Source organism: Microbulbifer rhizosphaerae, from assembly GCF_014191725.1.
In the GTDB taxonomy this organism is placed as follows: domain Bacteria; phylum Pseudomonadota; class Gammaproteobacteria; order Pseudomonadales; family Cellvibrionaceae; genus Microbulbifer; species Microbulbifer rhizosphaerae.
This window is the reverse complement of sequence record NZ_JACHWZ010000027.1, coordinates 40,604-59,501: the sequence shown is the minus strand read 5'-3', so window position 1 is coordinate 59,501 and position 18,898 is coordinate 40,604. Positions and strand designations below refer to the sequence as shown.

17 protein-coding genes are annotated in these 18,898 nt (G+C 58.9%); 6 read left to right on the top strand and 11 right to left on the bottom strand.

The features are described 5' to 3' along the window. The first annotated feature begins 201 nt into the window (after positions 1-201). Positions 202-1,605, top strand: a complete 1,404-nt coding sequence (chrA, locus tag FHS09_RS20220) for a chromate efflux transporter (RefSeq protein ID WP_183463313.1) — start codon at positions 202-204, stop codon at positions 1,603-1,605. A 420-nt stretch (positions 1,606-2,025) separates the two neighbouring features. After that, positions 2,026-2,385, top strand: coding sequence for a nuclear transport factor 2 family protein (locus FHS09_RS20215; protein ID WP_183463311.1), 360 nt, complete (start codon positions 2,026-2,028; stop codon positions 2,383-2,385). Positions 2,386-2,514: 129 nt separating this feature from the next. On the opposite strand, the gene FHS09_RS20210 is transcribed toward FHS09_RS20215, so the two are convergent. From FHS09_RS20210 to FHS09_RS20185, 6 genes are read right to left on the bottom strand one after another with little or no spacing between them, the layout of a single operon-like run. Then, entirely contained in the window at positions 2,515-3,888 is a 1,374-nt protein-coding gene (locus tag FHS09_RS20210; protein WP_183463309.1) for an alkaline phosphatase family protein, read from the bottom strand. Continuing rightward, entirely contained in the window at positions 3,885-5,132 is a 1,248-nt protein-coding gene (gene eboE / locus FHS09_RS20205; RefSeq protein ID WP_183463307.1) for a metabolite traffic protein EboE, read from the bottom strand. The genes FHS09_RS20210 and eboE overlap by 4 nt, the downstream gene beginning before the upstream one ends. After that, complete coding sequence (locus FHS09_RS20200) at positions 5,122-6,285, bottom strand: 3-dehydroquinate synthase (RefSeq protein WP_183463305.1); 1,164 nt, start codon at positions 6,283-6,285, stop codon at positions 5,122-5,124. The genes eboE and FHS09_RS20200 overlap by 11 nt, the downstream gene beginning before the upstream one ends. A 60-nt stretch (positions 6,286-6,345) precedes the next feature. Then, positions 6,346-7,302, bottom strand: a complete 957-nt coding sequence (gene eboC, locus FHS09_RS20195) for a UbiA-like protein EboC (protein ID WP_221192158.1) — start codon at positions 7,300-7,302, stop codon at positions 6,346-6,348. 1 nt (position 7,303) lies between these two features. Then, positions 7,304-8,227 (bottom strand): TatD family hydrolase, encoded by a 924-nt coding sequence (locus FHS09_RS20190; protein WP_183463303.1) that lies wholly within the window; start codon positions 8,225-8,227, stop codon positions 7,304-7,306. A 57-nt stretch (positions 8,228-8,284) separates the two neighbouring features. Beyond that, entirely contained in the window at positions 8,285-9,172 is an 888-nt protein-coding gene (locus FHS09_RS20185) for an EboA domain-containing protein (protein WP_183463302.1), read from the bottom strand. 625 nt (positions 9,173-9,797) lie between these two features. On the opposite strand from FHS09_RS20185, the gene FHS09_RS20180 reads away from it, so the two are divergent. Continuing rightward, entirely contained in the window at positions 9,798-10,406 is a 609-nt protein-coding gene (locus tag FHS09_RS20180) for a GyrI-like domain-containing protein (protein WP_183463300.1), read from the top strand. Between the two features lie 54 nt (positions 10,407-10,460). Here FHS09_RS20180 and FHS09_RS20175 read toward each other — a convergent pair whose 3' ends face one another. From FHS09_RS20175 to FHS09_RS20155, 5 genes are all read right to left on the bottom strand, one after another. Next, positions 10,461-11,015, bottom strand: coding sequence for a L,D-transpeptidase (locus FHS09_RS20175; protein ID WP_183463298.1), 555 nt, complete (start codon positions 11,013-11,015; stop codon positions 10,461-10,463). Positions 11,016-11,549: 534 nt separating this feature from the next. Continuing rightward, entirely contained in the window at positions 11,550-12,008 is a 459-nt protein-coding gene (locus FHS09_RS20170) for a DoxX family protein (protein ID WP_183463297.1), read from the bottom strand. Positions 12,009-12,014: 6 nt separating this feature from the next. Beyond that, complete coding sequence (locus tag FHS09_RS20165) at positions 12,015-12,770, bottom strand: HvfC/BufC family peptide modification chaperone (protein ID WP_183463296.1); 756 nt, start codon at positions 12,768-12,770, stop codon at positions 12,015-12,017. A 2-nt stretch (positions 12,771-12,772) separates the two neighbouring features. After that, a complete protein-coding gene (bufB, locus tag FHS09_RS20160) occupies positions 12,773-13,633 on the bottom strand; it encodes an MNIO family bufferin maturase (RefSeq protein ID WP_183463295.1) in 861 nt (286 codons plus the stop codon). Between the two features lie 6 nt (positions 13,634-13,639). Next, on the bottom strand, positions 13,640-13,945 hold the full coding sequence (locus FHS09_RS20155) for a BufA1 family periplasmic bufferin-type metallophore (RefSeq protein WP_183463294.1): 306 nt from the start codon (positions 13,943-13,945) through the stop codon (positions 13,640-13,642). 808 nt (positions 13,946-14,753) lie between these two features. Here FHS09_RS20155 and FHS09_RS20150 point away from each other — a divergent pair. Genes FHS09_RS20150 through FHS09_RS20140 form a run of 3 tightly spaced genes read left to right on the top strand, consistent with a single transcriptional unit; the run spans position 14,754 to position 18,893 of the window. Continuing rightward, positions 14,754-15,458 carry a hypothetical protein gene (locus tag FHS09_RS20150; protein ID WP_183463293.1) on the top strand — a complete coding sequence of 235 codons (705 nt, stop codon included), beginning with the start codon at positions 14,754-14,756 and terminating at the stop codon, positions 15,456-15,458. A 14-nt stretch (positions 15,459-15,472) separates the two neighbouring features. Then, positions 15,473-17,314, top strand: coding sequence for an NADH:ubiquinone reductase (Na(+)-transporting) subunit F (gene nqrF, locus FHS09_RS20145; protein ID WP_183463292.1), 1,842 nt, complete (start codon positions 15,473-15,475; stop codon positions 17,312-17,314). A 49-nt stretch (positions 17,315-17,363) separates the two neighbouring features. Then, entirely contained in the window at positions 17,364-18,893 is a 1,530-nt protein-coding gene (locus FHS09_RS20140; RefSeq protein ID WP_183463290.1) for a TolC family protein, read from the top strand. The last annotated feature ends 5 nt before the right edge of the window (positions 18,894-18,898 follow it).

The following is an 18,898-nucleotide window of genomic DNA, read 5'->3' as shown; positions in this document are numbered from 1 at the left end:
TAGGAGACATGGACACCCCAAAAAGCAGAGAATGGCGACGGCTGCGTAAAAATGTTCCGCAAATTCAAACACTTGCGCTTAAGTCAGCGCCATTCTGGTCAGATCTGATAACGATATGCAAGCTAATCGAGATTTTTATGAAGAGTGGCCTGCACTTGAATACTTGTACGCGGCCACGAAGATGGCTGATATGGAGGTAGTATGAGCGGTACTCCATCTGCAGGAAAAAACCCTGGGTACGGCCATGACATCACCTTCCGTGAAGCCCTGGCAGTTTGGCTGCGTGTGGCGGCTTTAAGTTTTGGCGGCCCAGCGGGTCAAATAGCTATCATGCACCGCATACTGGTGGATGAAAAAAAGTGGGTGAGTGAAAGCCGCTTCCTGCATGCGCTCAACTACTGCATGGTGCTACCCGGGCCCGAGGCGCAGCAACTCACGGTCTACATTGGCTGGCTGCTGCACGGCGTCAAGGGCGGCCTGGCCGCCGGCTGCCTGTTTGTGCTGCCGGGTTTTCTGAGCATTTTGTTACTGAGTGTGCTCTACGCCGGATTCCAGGACCTGACCCTGGTGCAGGCACTCTTCTTCGGCGTGAAGGCTGCAGTCCTGGCTATTGTGATTCACGCAGTGATCCGGATCGGCAGGCGCGCACTGAAAAACGCCCCTATGTACCTGCTGGCGGCCGCGGCCTTTGTCAGTATTTTCTTTTTCTCGGTCCCCTTTCCCCAGGTGATCATATCCGCAGGCCTGATCGGTCTGTTGGGCAGCCGGCTTGCCCCCGAAAGCTTCGTTGTCATCAAGCACGGGGGGCCCGAGGGTGACGGGCGCGCAATCGACACGATGATGAGCGGCAATGCCGCGCACCACACAAGGGCCTCACTCGAGCGGGCGTTCAAGGTAATGGCAGTATGGCTGCCCCTGTGGTTTGCGCCGCTGATCGTCTTATCCGTGACCCTGGGTTTTGATAATGTGTTCACGCAGATCGGTCTCTTCTTCAGCAAACTCGCGGTGGTGACTTTCGGCGGCGCCTATTCGGTGCTGGCATATATGGCCCAGGAAGCCGTGCAGAATCACGGATGGCTGGCTCCGGGGGAAATGTTGGACGGTCTGGGGATGGCTGAGACCACTCCGGGACCATTGATTCAGGTGGTGCAATTTGTCGGCTTTATGGGCGCTTTTCGCGATCCCGGTACACTGAGCCCCATGGCAGCTGGTGTGGCCGCCTCCGTTCTGGCCACCTGGGTTACTTTTGTACCCTGCTTCCTCTGGATCTTCCTCGGAGCACCCTATATCGAAACCCTGCGCGGCAATCAGGCCGTGAGCGCGGCCTTGTCCGCTATTACCGCGGCCGTGGTCGGGGTGATGTTGAATTTGGCCATCTGGTTCGCAATCCATGTCGCCTTTGCTGAGGTGGGGGATATTCAGGCTTATGGTATGAGACTGCTGGTGCCAGTGTGGGATAGCGTACAGATTGCCAGTGTAGTTCTCTCTGCAGCCGCCTTTGTCGCCCTGCTGCGTTTCAAGGCTGGTATGCTGCCGGTGATAGCCGTAAGCGCTGCGCTGGGCCTGGCCTATTACGTGGCATTCGGCAGCGGGGCAGCGATGTAACACTGATCGCAAAGGTATAACAAACTTCGCTTCTGCGATCCTCAATTACGTTGCTGGTCCGGATGTTTACGATGCAAACCACTCAAGCACTGGAGAATAAATGATGAACGTGAACGGATGCTGGACAACAGCTTTGGATACTTGCGGCCATGTTTGTGGACTTGGCGACGCTCAATGCCACCTTGTATGCCATGTTCGCCGCTTCAGCGCGCAAAGTGCTTACTTCTCTGCTCGCTCAGCGCCGCTTCAACTTTGTTGGTGGGTCATTGCTGTCGTCAGCAGGAGTGTGGGCGCTGCTAAGCGCCCCGCATAAAGGCGGCTAACCAGTGCAGGTATAGCGACGCCCTTTACATTGCGCCTTCGGCTCAATTCCAAGTTCGCGCGCACTGCAAACGTTGGACATTCAAAGGGGAAATACAGATGGTACAGGTAAACCGCAGCATGGATTGTGGCAACTCGCCTAAAAACAAGATGGTGGAACACATCGCTATCGCGTTGGACACTCAAGACACCGATTTTCTTTCTTCCATTCTCGATTCTGAAGCTGTATGGAGTTATGTGGGCGGCACCGCGACGACCTCAGAAGCCATCCTGGATCAGGTTGGCGCGGTGAACAAACCGACCAGCCTGACAGTTGATCACGTTATGTCCCACGGAAAGGTGGGGGCCGTCAATGGGAATGTCAAGCGAGGAAAAAGTGAACAACGATTCTGCCACGTCATCGAGTTCACCTCAGTGAAGTGCAATCGAGTTTGTCGAATCGAGTCATATAGTGGCTGAGATGGTGTGGGCATCTAATAATTTGATTAACTATGCGGGCAAAACACGCGGCACCTCTGCTGTTTAGGTTATACAACTCAATTTCATACCGCATGTGAATGCAGAAGATCACGACCATGCGTATCGGATCTATGATTCCAGATGTTTCAAAATCAACCCGAATACATCGGTGGGCTCCAATACGTCCGATTCAAGGAGTTGCTTTTCCTGCGTGACCAACAAGGGGCGGTCCAGGCGGTCTTTACTGATCCGCCCATGTGAGCCTTTCACCAGTGTCGCATCCAGCGGAATGACGTCCATCAAGTAGCGAAAGCCGAGTTTTTTCTTCAACAGCTTGCCCGCCACTTTTAACGGCAGTAACGGGATGTTCGGATCGGCGAATGTTTCCACCGGGTCATAGCCGGGCTTGCGATGGATATCGACGCAACGAGCATAGTCCGGTGCCTTGGCGTCATCCAGCCAGAAGTAGTAGGTGAACCAGGATTGGCTGTCGGCCACGGCCACAAGCTCACCGGCACGTGAATGGTCCAGGTGATATTGCTTTTTACCTTTATCATCGAGTACGTGTTCGATGCCAGGTGTGTGCTCCAATATTTCTTTTACTGCCGGAATATCGCCGGGATTTTGCACATACACATGGGCCAGTTGGTGATCGGCGGTGGCGAAAGCCCGGCTGTCGCCGGCGTCAAGGGTTTCCAGGCCCAACTCGTTTTTCACCTGAATGTAGCCGTTTTCCCGCAGCACGCGGTTGATGTGAACCGGCTGACTGACGTCGGTAATGCCGTATTCAGACAGCAGAATGACATGGGCGCTCTGGTTTTCGTAGTAAGTGATCAGGTCGCGGCAGACATCATCTATTTCGCGCAGTTCATTGCTGATTTTGTCGAAGTTGATACCGCAGCGTTGCAGGTTGTAATCCAGGTGCGGCAGGTAAATCAGGGTCAGGGTTGGATTTTTCCATTGGTCGACTTTTTTGCTGGCATCGGCAATCCAGCGCGTGGAAGTAATGTCGGCCTTGGGCCCCCAGAAGGAAAAAAGCGGGAATTGGCCTAATTCCTTTTGCAATTCATCGCGCAGTTCCATCGGCTGGGTGTGAATGTCCGGCAGTTTTCTGCCGTCGGCCGGGTAAAGAGGGCGCGGCGTAACGGCATAGTCCACCGAGGAATACATGTTGTACCACCAGAACATATTGGCGCAGGTGAAATTCGGGTCGCGTTTGCGTGCTTCCTCCCACACCTTTTCCGCCTGCACCAGTTTGTTGGACTGCTGCCAGAATCTGACTTCGCTCGTGTCGCGAAAATACCAGCCATTGCCGACGATGCCGTGTTCGCTCGGCCATTTGCCGGTGAGATAGGTGGATTGCGCGGAACAGGTGACAGCGGGCAGCACAGGGTTGATGGAGGCTTGTTGGCCCCGCGCGATCCATTCCCGCAGAAAGGGCGTATGTTCGCCGATAAGACGGGGGGATAAAGCGACGACGTTGAGTACGACGGTTTTTTTCATTGGTCACTTTTCAGGTTTTTTTCATGCTTTGGCAGCCGCTGCCGGACCCAATTCAGCTCCCGCACGATGGCGTCTTTTACATTCATCTGCAGGTCTTGCGGCAGTACATTCCAGGTATAAGTTTCCACCTCCAGGTGCCGGCACAGCCGTTTTTCACGGAGGTAATCGAGCGTGTCGATAATATCCTGCTGAGTGGACGCCAGCGATCCATACTCCGCGAGAAACACCGGCACATGGAAATGGGTGCGCCATTCCTCTTCCCGGGCCGGGCCACCGGATTGAAGGGATTCAAGAGCATCGGCCAAATCGGGCCAGGCGGTTTTCGCTCCGGCGGTATCGCGGGCCACCACCTGATGAAGGTAGACGGATTCGGCAAACGGCTGCAGCAGGGTTTTCATCCGTTGGTTCTGTTCGACATCGTTTTCCAGTCGGGCTTTCAACGCGGCGCTGATCTGCACTTTGCCGATGCGAATGCCCGCCTCCTCCAAGCAGCTCAGGGTTTCGCGGGGGGCTTCGTGCACCACGGCGAAATGACAGATGTCATAGCAAAGCCGGATGCGGTCTCGCAGGCATCGCTCAGCCGTCTCCGGTGTCATTTGATACTGAGACTGCAGGTGCCGCCCGCCCACCGGGATAAGCCAATTCCGATAGTAATCAATCACGTCGTAGGTGTTTTCCAGCAAGCCATCCGGTTCGGGCTCGATGTCCAGGTGCAGGTCTTTGCCGCTCTCCCGCCCGAGTTCGTGCAGGTATGCAGCCACTTCCGCCAGTTGCAAGCTTGCCTGCTGCTTGAGTTCGTTCGCCTGGCTTTCGTTATGCCAGTATTTGTAGGAAAGCGGTGAAGTGGAAATACCGCCTTCGGCGCCGTCCGGAAGCAAAGCCGCCAGCAGGGCAAACAGCCTGCGGGTATAGTCGAGCCGTTCTGCGCTGCCCCAGTCAGGCACGTGGACCCGATCTTTTACCGCCTGGTCGTGGAATTCGCCGTAGGGGAAGCCGTTCAACGTGAACACGTAGCAGTCCCGCGCTTGCAGCCAGCGTTGCAGTTCGGCCAGCGCCCCTTCTGTTTCGGCCAGTTCGATGCTTGCCTGGTTTGACAGGCGCAGACCGATGCCGAAGGGTGCCGCCGGTGAAACTTCCTGTTTGATGGCGGGGAGGTAACGCTGGAGGTTGGCGAATACCGCCAGCCAGGTTTCGCCGGGGTGAATATTGGAACAGTAAGTCAGTTCGTAGCCGTTAACTCGCATAGCAGCTGAGCCTCTCGCTGCCAGTTGAGGTTCTCAGCCGGTCTATCGCCTCGGTCACCAGGGCGGTATCCATCTCATGAACTTCGAAGCCGCGGCCGATCTCTTCCTGCAGGGTGATGGTCAGCTTGCCGCCCAGGTGCTCGTGAAATTCCTGCAGGCCGTTGAGTAAGTCAGGCTGTTCCAGCGCCGGCACGTAGGTATCAAAGCCCAGCGCGGTGAGCAAGTTGAGGACCCGGGTTACTCCCTCCGGATGTAAATGGCCCTTGAGGGCGGAGTAAGTGGTATCCAGGGCGATGCCGACGGCTACCGCCTCACCGTGCCGCATTTCGTAGCGGGTCAGGTGCTCCAACTTGTGCGCGGCCCAGTGACCAAAGTCCAGCGGCCGGGACGAGCCCATTTCAAACGGGTCTCCGCCGGCGATGTGTTGCATATGCAGTTCGGCGCAACGGTAAATCAATTCCACCATCGGCTCGAGTTCGCGTGCCGCGAGTCTTTTGGCATTGACCTCCATCCACTGAAAGAAGGCCGCATCCTTGACCAGCGCCACTTTGACGGCTTCGGCCATGCCGGCCCGCCAGTCTCGGTCATCCAGGGTTTGCAGGAAGGTGGTGTCGTTGATCACTGCGTACGGCGGGGCGAAGGTGCCCAGGTAGTTCTTCTTGCCGAAGGCATTTATGCCGTTCTTGACCCCCACGCCTGAATCGTTTTGTGCCAGCACCGTGGTGGGCACCCGGATATGCCGAACGCCGCGGTGGGCGATGGCGGCGGCGTAGCCGGTCATGTCCAGCACCGCCCCTCCGCCGATGCCAATCACATACGAATGCCGGTCAATACCATGAATGTGGGTGGCCTCCAGAATGGCATCGACCCAGGTTTGCTGATTCTTGACCTGTTCGCCGCCCGGAACGAGCAGTGGCGCACAGGGAAGCTTGAACTGGTCGGCGTGCGCCTCGGCATAGGAACGGATTTGCCGAGTGAGTTCGGGGTGGGCGGTCGCGACCCCTTGATCCAGCACGAACAAGGTTTTCGGTTGGGTGGCGCCGCCGCCCAACAAGGAGGCGAACAGGGGGTTGTTCTGGTCGAAGACCTTCTCGGTAAAATGTACTTGGTAACGAAAAGGGACGGAAAAATTCTGCTCTATCGGCTTTTTCATGCTGCGTCGCTTTTTACAGGTATCGTTCTTCGCCCCGAAACCAGGTTCGGAGAAAGCAGGCTATGTTACCGCAAACATTTTGGCAAGCCAGAGTGACAGGGGAAGCAGGGCCAGCACCATAATTCCGTACTGCCAGCCGGCGAAAATACCAGCCAGGGTTGAGTTGAGCACGATCAGCGAGAGAACGCCGGCTTTTACGGCTTTGCCCACCAGGCGCGGCTCCAGGGTATTCCAGGCTCTGGCCAGGGGAGGAAAAATCATCGCGGCCAGCAGCAGCACGAATGGCGCGGCCTGCCAGCCGGTCGGTATTACCACGGCGAGTGTGACAAGCGTGGCCAGAACTGCCAGGTAAAGCGCGGCACCGCTCGCCAGCGCTCGCCGGTTACCGCCGTGCACTTCGCCGCGGCTGACGGTGGTCACTGCCGCGATATAGACAACGGGTACCAGGCCCAGCGGCCAGACATCGGCCAATGCTGCCGGTACGGCACTGGCGCCCAACAATAAATTGCCACCCCGGCACAGGCCCATGTTGACGGGGCCGAACCAGCTCCGGTGCTTGCCCCAGGCATCATAGGTAACGGCCAGTAAAGCCACGGCGGCGGCGATAATGCCGCTGAGCGGCGAGACGATGAACGCGGCTCCGATTCCGGCGGCCAGCAGGAGAATCGCCAGGGTTCCGGCGCTGGCGACCGATGCCAGCCCACTGGGAATAGGCCGCTCCGGCCGTTCACGCGAATCCAGGTCGGCATCGAACACGTCATTGAAAACAATACCGCCGCCGTACAGTCCCACAGTGGACAGGCAGAGCCAGAGCAAGGCGCTGAACGACGGGAAGTTACCGCCCTGCGCGCCCAGTACTACCTGGCCGGCGGCGCCACAAATAGCGAACCCGGCTAAAATATCCGCTACCGCGGTTACGATGTTGGCGGGCCGCATCAGGCGCAGGTGAGCGACGATGCGCGCCTTGCCGTTATCCTCCGGTTCCGTTCGGGTTTTCCGCATGGAGTCGGTGGTCACGCTAGTTCTCCACGATGTCTGATGATTTGTAACCCACTTTGGGAGACTGGCTGCGCAAGACCGAATTGCCCTCGAACAGCTGGCGTTGGTCGACGGGGTCCGCCTCCAGCCAGTCGGCTTCCTTCATTTTTCCGCTCTGGCCGTAGGCCGTGAGGGCGTTCTGGTAGGTGACCAGTTGGATATGCTTGTCCGGAATGCTTTGCTTCTCCATCAATGCGGCGGTTTTGGGTACCGACAGGGGATCGCTGACACCCCAGTCCGCCGAGCTGTCGACAATGAGGCGTTCCGGGCCGTAGCTGCGCACAATTTCCACCATGCGCTCACTGCCCATTTTGGTATGGGGGTAGATGGTGAAAGCAGCCCAGAATCCCCGATCGAGCACTTCTTGCACGGTTTCTTCATTGTTGTGGTCGATCACCACCAGGTTGGGGTCGATACCGTGCTCTTCGCACACATCCATGCTGCGGCTGGTGCCTTTTTTCTTATCGCGGTGGGGGGTGTGGATCATGACCGGCAGTTGGACGGTTTTTGCCAGTTCGAGCTGCGCCCGGAAATATTTATCCTCCGCAGCTGTCTGGTCGTCGTAGCCAATTTCGCCGATGGCCACCACGTTTTCCTTGCCCACGTACAGGGGCAGCAGCTCCATCACCTGTTCTGCAAGGGCTTCGTTGTTGGCTTCCTTGGAGTTGAGGCCCATTGCGCAGTAATGGCGAATGCCGAATTGGCTGGCACGGAACCGTTCCCAGCCCACCAGACTGCTGAAATAGTCCTGGAAGGCACCCACCTGGGTGCGGGGCTGGCCGAGCCAGAAGGCCGGCTCGATAATGGCTACAATACCCGCCTCGCGCATGGCCTGGTAATCGTCAGTAGTGCGCGAAGTGACGTGGATGTGAGGGTCGATAAAACGCTTTTTATTCTCTGTCATGGTACGTCTCAGCTTGATAGTTTCGGATCTGTTTGGCAGCTGCGGTTATAGTACGGCTCAGAACGCAGTGCTGTGACTTTGTTTGCCCACCTTTTCCCAGTTCAGTTCTCCCGATTCGATTTTCGCTTGAATTTCCGGATAGTCTTGCAATAGCTGTCTTGCGGTTGACAAGGAGCTCATATTGCATGCCAAGAGAATCGCCTCCCGTTCGAGCGGGGTTCCCTCTATCAGCACACGCTGTATATCGCCCGAGTGCTTTTCCTGTAAAAACGGACCGACGAAGCGCCACAGCTCGGGAGTGATGGTCCTGCCGGCAGCCCAGCGTTCATGGGTATATTCCACCAGTGCTTGCGCCAGTGTCGGGTTGGCCCGGTGATCCGCCCCCTGGATTTGATACAGAGGACGTTGCAGGAATATGGCTTTGAGCAACAGTTGGTTCCAGGCAGGCTCGTCGAGGTGTTCGGCGGGATAGGAATTATGCAGCGCTACGGCATCGAACACGGTCGTCATATTGGTCCGCAGTCCTTCCGCAGCCCGCAGTTTCAATAAGTCCGGGTTGGGCAGCAGGGGAAGCGCCGCATAGAGCGCTTCCTGCTCGTGCAAGTCGGCAGTTTCGAAAAGTTTGTCGAGAGTGGCGAGCCATTTGTCCGGATTGTCATGCGGATAAAGTAGCAACAGATACGTCCGCGCTGCCTGCAAGTGGTTCCAATGTCCGGGGCTGAAGCCGGGATGCAGTTCACATGCACGTGCCGCGTCTTGCCGGTTGACGTTTAGCGGCGCCTTGTCAAAAAACCGGGATGCGGTACTGAACGCGAGATAGAACCCTGACGGTGAATCGCTGCTGATGCCGGACTGCTGTTGTTCCAGCCATGCGATAGAATCCGCCTTTGATTGCCTGCCAAGCATGGCGTGGAGGTAATTTGCGATTTCGGCTAATTTATCCATATCAAGTAACTTCCGTTACGGTCCTGGTGCCGCTTGACCTGGCAAGATCAGCGGATTGGTAGCAACCCTTTGCGGTCACGGGGCCGATCGTCAGCAAAACCGGTCCTACCCGGAGCAGCTCCCGGGCCATTCTGACTTTGCAATAGCGGCGAGCTTCTGCCGACTGTTTGCTCTGCTCCTGCCACCTTTATGCAAGCGCACAAACTTGCTCAGGGATGCGCTGGAACAGGCTACTGGGAGACTCAGATGCTATAAGGTAACTACTTGAAAATAAAGGAAAAGGTTGACACGAGTGATAGATGTTTGGTGTAAAACGTCCACCCCCACCCTACGCTGCCAACCTTCAGCGGGAATTTTAACCGTCCGGGTGCTCAACAACAACGCTACCTTGGCTCGGGTGTTCATTGGCTGGTTATTTTCTCAGGGCTTGACTGCATGCCCTTGACACACAGCAAGAGCCCGTGCTGAAAATGTTGGTGTCAGCCAAGGCTGTGTGTAAGTCTAAATAAACTGTCTACGTTTTGGCTACTGCTTTGAGGTTAATCCCGTTGTCCCCAGGCTTTATTTACTGGTGGGACGACACCAAAAGACAGCATGCTTACTGTTAATCAGGAGAGTGGGGCAAATGAAGAAGGTCGATCTGAAGAAAGATCTGAAGCAGTTCTACAAAGCGTCCGCTAAGAATGTTGTGCAGGTTGATATCCCTACGTTCAGATTTCTTATGATTGACGGAAAAGGAGATCCGAACACTTCCCAGGAGTATGCGCAGGCTGTAGAGGCATTGTTTTCTGTGTCCTACACGGCCAAGTTTATGGTCAAGAAAGGTCCACAAAATCTCGACTATTCAGTCATGCCACTCGAAGGGCTATGGTGGGCGGACGACATGTCGGCCTTCGTCGCCAACGACAGAGAAGACTGGAAGTGGACGATGATGATTATGCAGCCCGATTTCGTTGCAGATGAAGTTCTCGAAGCGGCTATTACTGCGGTCCGCATTAAAAAACAGCTTCCCGCCATCGACCAGCTGCGTCTGGAGGAATTTTCTGAAGGCCGTTGTGCTCAAGTGCTGCACGTTGGCCCATTCTCAGAAGAGGGGCCAACGATTGAGAACCTGCATGCGTTCATCGATTCCCGATCAGGCCTCACCGGAAAACACCATGAGATTTACTTGAGTGATATACGGCGTGCAGATCCGAGTAAGTGGAAAACGATCATTCGCCAGCCGATGCAATGACAGTTAACCAGCCGCTGAACTGGCGACAGCGACGTGCCCACCTTCGGGCCTCTTTCATTGCGTGACAATCACCGGCGTCCCCACCGGCGCATATCGGAAAAACTTGGTCGCCATCCCCGGAGGCATGCGCACGCAGCCGTGGGAAGCGGGATGGCCGGGCACATCCCCGGAAGCGTGGAAGCCGATGCCGCCGTTGAAGCGAATAAAGTAGTTCATCTTGGCGCCTCTGTAGTAGGTGCCCGGCGGGCGGCGGTGTCGCCTGGTGTCCACGTCGGAGCGCACCACCTGGTGGGTGTTCCTGTCCACATAGCTGCCGTAAAGGGTGGACCGGTGACGAAGCTTCTTTCCCAGCACCCGGAAGTGGCCAGTCGGTGTTCGATAGCCTGGTCTGCCAGAAGAGACACGCGATACCCCCACCAACTCGTTTCCCTTGTAGAAATAGGCCCGCTGCTCGCCCAAGTCGACCCGGATCGTCGGCGCCCCTGGCGCGCTGGCGGCCGCCTGTTCGTCGAACCAACTGGCCGTGGCATCGGCAGGGAGCGGTGTCAGGCTGAAAAAACACAGGACCAAGCCGGACAGAAACAGGGCGTATCCTCTTTTCTCGCGCATAGTTCCACCTCTGCCATCGAGCGTAAGATGGTGTCGCGCGTATGATTAGATGAAATGCTTCTTTCCGCGGCAGGTTTTATGGGGAATCGGCCTTGGAATCATTTTTCCCAACGCAACCGGTGGAAATCGAATTCCCTGCTCAGGGCTAGGCTTGATCATGGAAAAGTAGGGTGAGACATCGAAATCCCGCGGCGCGAACAGGCTGTGGTGGCGCAGTCGCAGGAGTTCCTCCGGCAGATCCGCGTGTGCAGCCCGTTGAAAGCCTGCAGGCCAATGCTGCGCACACCGTCCACGGTGTCCGCCTCCACGAAACAACTCTCTTCCGGCCCGCCAACAAACAGTACGGCCAGGTGGACTGGGTCAAATATTTGATCGCAGTGCTGATACGCGAATTGCCCTCAACCAGCACCACGTCCGCCGGTTGCAGGCAGCCGCGCAGCAGGTCCAGCGGCATGGCGCCGGCCACGCTGTGCATATGGCGCGGCTGACTGAGGTAGCGCGCCAGGCCCGTGCCCAGCCGCTGCAACAGCGCATTCATTTACGCCTGAAAAGCCAGTGATCCAGTGAGACCACGCCAGCCCCGCGGGCCATCAGGTAGATTAGTACCGTGGCCCAGACACCATGGGTGGGATAGGCGTCCGGAAAAACGAAAATCTCGATAACCGCGGTCATTACCAGCAGCGCCAGCGCGGCGAAGCGCGTACCCAGGCCGAGCAGCAACATCACGGGGAAGATATGCTCTGCGGTGGCAGCCATCACCGCGGCGGTCTCCGGGGGAATCAGCGGTAGTTGGTATTCGTTGCGGAACAGGTCCACCGCCGAATCGGAGAGTTTCGGCCAGCCCAGCTTGAACACGCCGTGCACGATATCGATGTCGAGTCCCGTCACCTTGGTCTGCCCGGACAGCCAGAAGACCGCGGAGATGGAGAAGCGCCCCAGCAGGGCGATAAAACTGTGCGGAATCCGCTCGCACCACTCAATCAGTTTTTTCATTGCTGTTCACTTTATGCCGTTCACTGAAGTCACCATCCCCCACCGCAACAGCGTCGCCAGGCAGCGGCCCAGATCGAATTCGCGGTCTCCCGCGGCGGCTTCCGCCGCCTCGCCAAAGCTGTTGCCGCGGGCAAGTGCCTCGACAAAATCGCAGTCCCCCGCGCACATGGGCAGCAGCCGCACTTCCAGACCGCTGCGCAGTATCCAACCGCACTCGGCGGCAAGAGGGTTCACCTGAGAGATCTCCAGTTCGCCCCGGTGCGCGTCCCACAGGGAAAAAACCGCGAATTCCGAGCGCAGACAGCGCAGCGAGGGGTGCAGCCGCAGGCGCAGCGCGGGCAGGCACTCCGGTTCCCGCAATGCCGCCTCCAGCACCTGCGGCGCCGCCGGGTCGGCATCGGCGGCGTGCAGCGCGGCCAGGCAGTGCATTTCCAGGCGCGCCATATCCGCCAAGTAGGGGACGCTCGCGGCGGGCGGAAAACCGTCCACGAATTCCGCAAATCCCTCCCCGTAGCGCGCCAGCAGTGTCGAGCGCGGCGGCCGCGCACGCACGAACTCGCGGCCCATGGCGCGGAAGAACTCCTCGCCCACCAGTTCACATGTGACCGGGAAGGTCTGCGCCAGGGATTCCACCAGCGACACCACGACGTTGTTGCGGTAGACGGCGAAGCGCTGCCCCGGGTCGGAGCCGTTCCAACTGGTCAGGTCCGGGGGCGTCGGCGCTTCCGGGTCCAGCAGTGCGACTGCCCAGCGCTCCTCCACGGTCAGGCCTCCCGCACCGCGCAGGCGCTCAGATAACCCTGCGCCCGCGCCGCCTCCGCGCACAGGGTCTCGAATGGCGGAATATCGTTGTCCCACTCGATCAGCGTGGACAGCGGGCCGGTCCGCTCCAGCACCGATTCGTAGGCTTGCCACACCGCCCGGTCCACGGCGCTGCCGTGGCTGTCGATCAGCAGCGGCGCACCCAGGCTGTCGCGGTCACGGTGAAATCCCGCCAGGTGAATCTCGCCCACCGCATGCAGTGGCAGCGCGGCGATAAATTCATCCAGGTCGCGGCCGTGATTGATGCAGGAGATATAGGCATTGTTCACGTCCAGCAGCAGGCCGCAGCCGCTGCGCTTTACCAGTTCGCCGATAAACTCCGCCTCGCTGTAGCTGGACCCGGAGAACTCCACATAAGTGGAGGGGTTCTCCAGCAAAATCCGCCGGCCGAGCGCATCCTGCACCTGTTCGATATGCTCGCACAGGCGCTCCAGGGTGCGCCGGGTGTAAGGCAGCGGCAGCAGGTCGTTGAAAAAGATTCCGCCGTGGGAGGACCAGGCCAGGTGCTCGGAAAAAACCGCGGGCTGGTAGCGGTCGAGCAACCCGCGCAGGGCCTGCAGGTGCCCGCGGTCCAGGGGCTCCTCGCCGCCAATGGACAGGCCCACGCCGTGCACCGACAGCGGGTAGCGCGCGCACACCCGCTCCAGGTAGTGGTGCATGGGGCCGCCCGCCACCAGGTAGTTTTCCGCGTGGATTTCAACGAACCCCAGCGCCGGCGCTTTCCCGATCACCTGCTCGAAGTGCTCCGGCTTGAGACCGACACCGGCCGCCACTGGCAGGCCGGTCTCTCCGCTCGCAACCATCAGTGGTCAACCCTTCTCCTGGAACGGCTGCAACTGGCCCTTACCGGTGGGGGAGGTGGGCGACGGGATTTCCTTGCAGGTACCCTTGGGCACATACTTCCAGGCATTGCCCTGGTAGTCCCTATTGGAGCTGCCCGAGCAGGTGGTACCGGGACCGGCCTTGCAATCATTCTTGCCGGCCAGGGCCACGCCGTAGCACTTCTCCTTGTCGCCTTTGTCCTTGTCACCGGCCGCCAGCGCCGGGGAAGCCGCCAGGGTTACCGCGGTACTGAAGGCAAGCGCCAGTGCGGCCGGGGTCACTTTGCGATTCATATTCGTCTCCAGTGTCGGGAGTAAAGTCGATCGGTGCCTTAGCGAGTGGCCTTTCCCTCTATCGCCGCCACTGCGGTGATTTCACCCATGCGGCTCCCTGCAGAACAACCCGCCCCAAGAAGTATAGCCAGCCACTTTTGTAATACTGGACATTTATAGGGCAAGTCATAGGAACTGTATTGCGAAGGCGAACACCGGCTTATACACTGGGCCATTCGTCCCAATTATCAGAATAATTCCATGTGCCGAGGACTCGCCCGGACACTACTATGGCTCTCGTTGTTGGCCGCCACCGGGCAGGCAGCGGCTGCTCCCTGTGCTTCGGAAATATTCCTTGACCTGCCCACCCAAGGCGAAACGGACAGCGGCCATCCAGACCACTGCTCCGCCCAGGCAGACACACACCACTGCAATAAAGGGCAACTGCGAACAGGACTGCAATTGCTGCCTCGGTCACTGCACCGGTGCCATACCCGCCAGCGACGACAAAGTCTCTTTTCCGGCACAGAATGCGCAAACCAGCAATCACTCCGAAATCAATTCCTCCCCCCTGCCCAAAACGACCCTGCGCCCACCCATTTCCCGCTGACACGGGATCAGTGCGCCCGCAATCAATCGCCCTGCTTCCTTAGCAAGACCAGAAAAGCTTTTTTTTGTGGCTGAATGCGGCTGGGGTTCTAAACCGCTCAAATAACGCATGTAAATATAAAAGGAAATCCTCATGAAGGTTTCTCCAGAGCTGTTCATCTCCGCACAGGGAACCAGCTCCTTGAACCAAGCCGATAGAATGGCAATCGAGGGAAAATAAATGAAAGTGGCATCCCTCGCTCGAAAAATCCACAAGTGGATATTCCTGTTTATCGGCATACAAGCACTGCTATGGGTAATGAGCGGCTTTTATATGGTGGTGGTCAATCTCGACTTTATTCATGGGGACCACTTGGTCAAAAACCAGAATGAGCCGATCTCCATCCTGCCCGCACAACTGTACCCGACCGAAAAGCTGTTGCAGCGCTTCGGCACGGTGGAATCCATCGCCCTGAAATCCATCCAGCAACGACCCCATTATGTGGTTCACGAGGCCAATGGTGCACACCTTGTCGACGCCATCAGCGGCACGGAAATACCGCCGGTCGACAGGGCCACGGCCATCTCCCTGGCCGAGTACTACTTTTCCGGAAACCAACCCGCCGCGTCCGCACAGCTGATAGAGGAAAACCCACCTTCAGAAATTCAGTCCCGCCCACTGCCTCTGTGGCGCATCGACTTTGACGACCGCTTTGGCACCAGCTTTTATATCGATCCTCAAACCGCACAACTGGTGACGCGCCGGCACGATTATTGGCGGGCGTTCGATTTCTTCTGGATGCTGCACATCATGGATTACGAAGCGCGCGAGGATGTGAACAACTGGCTGCTGCGCAGCGTCACCCTGTTCAGCCTGACCAGTGTTCTGGCCGGATTTCTGTTGCTGTTTTACAGCTTCGGCAGGCGCGCCGGGCAGAAAATTTGAGAGGTAACGGGCTAATGCTCTTTATCAAGACCGCACACAAATGGCTCAGCCTGATCATCGGTATCCAGCTTGCACTGTGGCTCGCCAGTGGACTGGTGTTCAACCTGCTGGACCCGCGCGAGGTCAGCGGCAGAAACCTCGCCGCCAGCCAACAAAAGCAGTATCTGTCGCCGGGTGAAAACCTACTGAGCCACGGGCAGATCGCCGAGCTCTACGATTCCGGCACGATTGGGGAAATCACACTGATCCATCGCTTCGGCCGCAATCTCTACCGAGTGGCAACAGGTGATGACATCGAGCTGAGGGACGCCGCGAGCGGACAACCTTTCGTTATCGACCGGGCACTGGCGCGACAGATCGCCGAAGCGGATTACACCGGTGACGACCGGAAGATTTCCGGCATCGAGAAAATCCGCGCGCCTGCCATGGAAGTGCGCAGGCACAGGGGTGAGGTTTGGAAAATTTCCATCGCCGACGACGCCGATACCACCCTGTACATCTCCGCCAGCGACGGCCGCGTTCTGGAGCGCCGCAACGATACCTGGCGGCTGTTCGACTTCTTCTGGATGCTGCACATCATGGATTACGGGGCGCGGGAGAATTTCAACAACCCAATCATCATCTCAGTGGCTTTCGGCACGCTCTGGCTGGCGATCTCCGGCTGTATCCTGCTGTTCGGCAGCTTTTCCCGGCGGGACTTCAACCTGCTGGCCAAGCTGCGCGGAAGCCGGGTGCCGGTGCGCCTGTACAACAGCGCCGCGACATTGATTGACGAATTCAGGCTCAAAGCCGGCGTCAATCTGTACGACGGTCTGGCCAGCGAGGGAATCAATCTGCCGTCCAACTGTGGCGGCGGCGGCAGTTGCGGCCTGTGTGAGGTGCGCCTTGATCCCGGGGCGCCAGCCAGCACCAGCGAAAAGGCCCTTATCCCGGCCGGTCGGCTCGCCGAGGGCTACCGCCTGGCCTGCCAGCAGCGCGTCGACGAAACCACCACCCTGGTGCTGGACGACACTGCGCTGCACGCCGGGCGATTTGAAGCCGAAGTCACCGGGAGTTATTTCCTGACCCCGTTTATCAAGGAAATACACCTGCGCCCGGTGAACGGCGGGACCTTCGAATTTGCTGCCGGCAGCTTTGTGCAGGTGGAAGTGCCGGTGCACCGGCTGCACCTGGCGGAAATCCCGATCGACCCGGCCTACCACGCCGACTGGGAGAAATGGCAGACCGCCGCCAACGCGGATCACCGCGAGTCCTGCAGCCGTTCCTATTCAATGGCCAACGGCCCGCATGAGCAGGGTTCGCCGCTGGTGCTCAACGTGCGTATCCAGCCACCACCGGAACATTCCCTGCCGGCGGGGCGGGGCTCCAGTTATATGTTCAACCTCAAAGCCGGGGACCGGGTCAAAGTGTCCGGGCCTTTCGGCAACTTCCGCGTCAAGGAGTCCCGGCGGGAAATGGTGTTTATCGGCGGCGGCGCCGGCATGGCGCCGCTGCGCTCGATGATTGTCGATCAATTGCAGGCCTGTAATACCGACCGCAAAATCAGCTTCTGGTACGGCGCCAGAAGTCTGCGCGAGGTCTTTTACCGGGAACTGTTCGATCGCCTCCAAACCGAGCACAATAATTTCACCTGGCACCTGGGCCTGTCCGAACCGCTGCCCGAAGACAATTGGCAGGACCCGCGCGGATTTATCAGCGATATAGCGCTGAAGAATTACTTGTGCGGCCACTGCGAGCTCGGCAACTGCGAGTTCTACCTGTGCGGACCTCCGGCCATGCTGAAGGCGACGATCTCGATGCTGACGGCTCTGGGTGTGGGTCGGGGCATGATCGCGTTTGACGACTTCGGCAGCTGAGCGGCGTCTACTACACTAACTGCCGGGAAATGAATTCAGGGAAGAAACAGTGGCCCATCGGCGAAAGGGAACTCGCGCGCCGCACCTGTTCCTGGCCGTAGCGCTCGGGGTGGCGGCCTGCACGCCGCTGCCCGCAGACCTGGGACGGAGCCAGGTGATCGATCAGGTGCGGGCGCGGGGCCGGCCGGCAGAGGCTGTGGATCCAGAGCTGGTCCCCACGCTGGTATCCGAACTCAGCGCCGCGCCGCTCACCGCAGACCGCGCCATGCAAATCGCGCTGATCAATAACCCGGAAATTCGCGCCCACTACGCCAAACTGGGCATCGCCGCAGCCGACGTGTATCGCGCCGGGCGCATCCGCAATCCGGTCTTTTCCGCCGCGGTGCTGGATTCCAATCGCGCCGGCGACGTGAGCCAAAACACCTACAGCCTGGTCGTCTCCCTTTCCGATCTGATTACCCTCCCCGCCCGCAGACGCCTGGCAGAGGCGGAATTCGCCATAGTGCAGCGGGAAATCGGCGCCGAGCTTCTGCAACTGGCGGCGAAGGCGGAGGAAGCCTTCTACCATTTTGTCACCGCGAAACAAGTGGCCGCCATGCGCGGACAAGTAGCCAGGGCCGCTGACCTTTCTCGGCAGCTGGCGGAGCGCTATTTCCAAGCCGGCAACCTGACCCAGCGCCAGCTGGCGCTGGAAAATGCAGCGGCCGCGGAGGCGCAGATAAACTCACTAGAGGCGGAGAACGCCGCCTTCGCCGCGCGCACCAAACTGGCGGCAATTCTCGGACTTTCCGTTGCTGGCGACTGGGATGCGCCGGCGCAGCTGGCACTGCCGGTGGCGCGGGAGGACGAACTGCGGCAGCTGTTGCTGTTGGCGCGGGAAAACCGCCTGGACTTGGCCGCCGCCATCGCGCGGACCGATCGGCTGGCGGACAAGCTCTGCTATAACAACTGGCGACGCTGGCTGGGCGAACTGGATATCGGCGTAGAGTACGAACGCGAGACCGACGGCGCGCGTCTGCTGGGTCCCACCCTCGAGTGGGAGATCCCCATTTTTAACCAGCGCGGCGACCGACTGCTGGAGGTGGATGCCGAACTGCAGAAGGCCATCAGCGAAGTCGCGCGGCTGATGCTGAACACCGATAACGGCGTGCGCCTAGCCTACGTCGGCACACAGAATGCCCGCGCGCGGGTGGAGGTGTACAGGACCCGTCTGGTTCCTGCGCGTATGGAGGCTGTGGCCCAGGCGCAGTTGGAGGAGAACTTTATGCTGATCGGCACCTTTGAACTGCTGCTCAGCAAGCAGCGGGAATACGACGCCTTCCAGGGATACCTGCAGGCGCTGGGTGATTACTGGGTGGCTCGCGCTGCGCTGGCGGAAGCCGTGGGCCGGCGCCTGCCCAGTAGCGACAGCATCGCCCTCGGAGCCGTGGATCCCCACGAATACCTGCACCCGGCGGCCGGCGGAATGCGCGGGATGGACAGCGCCATGCCCGGCGCGCGGAAAGAGGCGGGAAAGCTCCCGCCCCACCATGCAGAGGATGCACAGGAGGCGCCGGAAGATGCACATCGTCACCACTGAGCGGC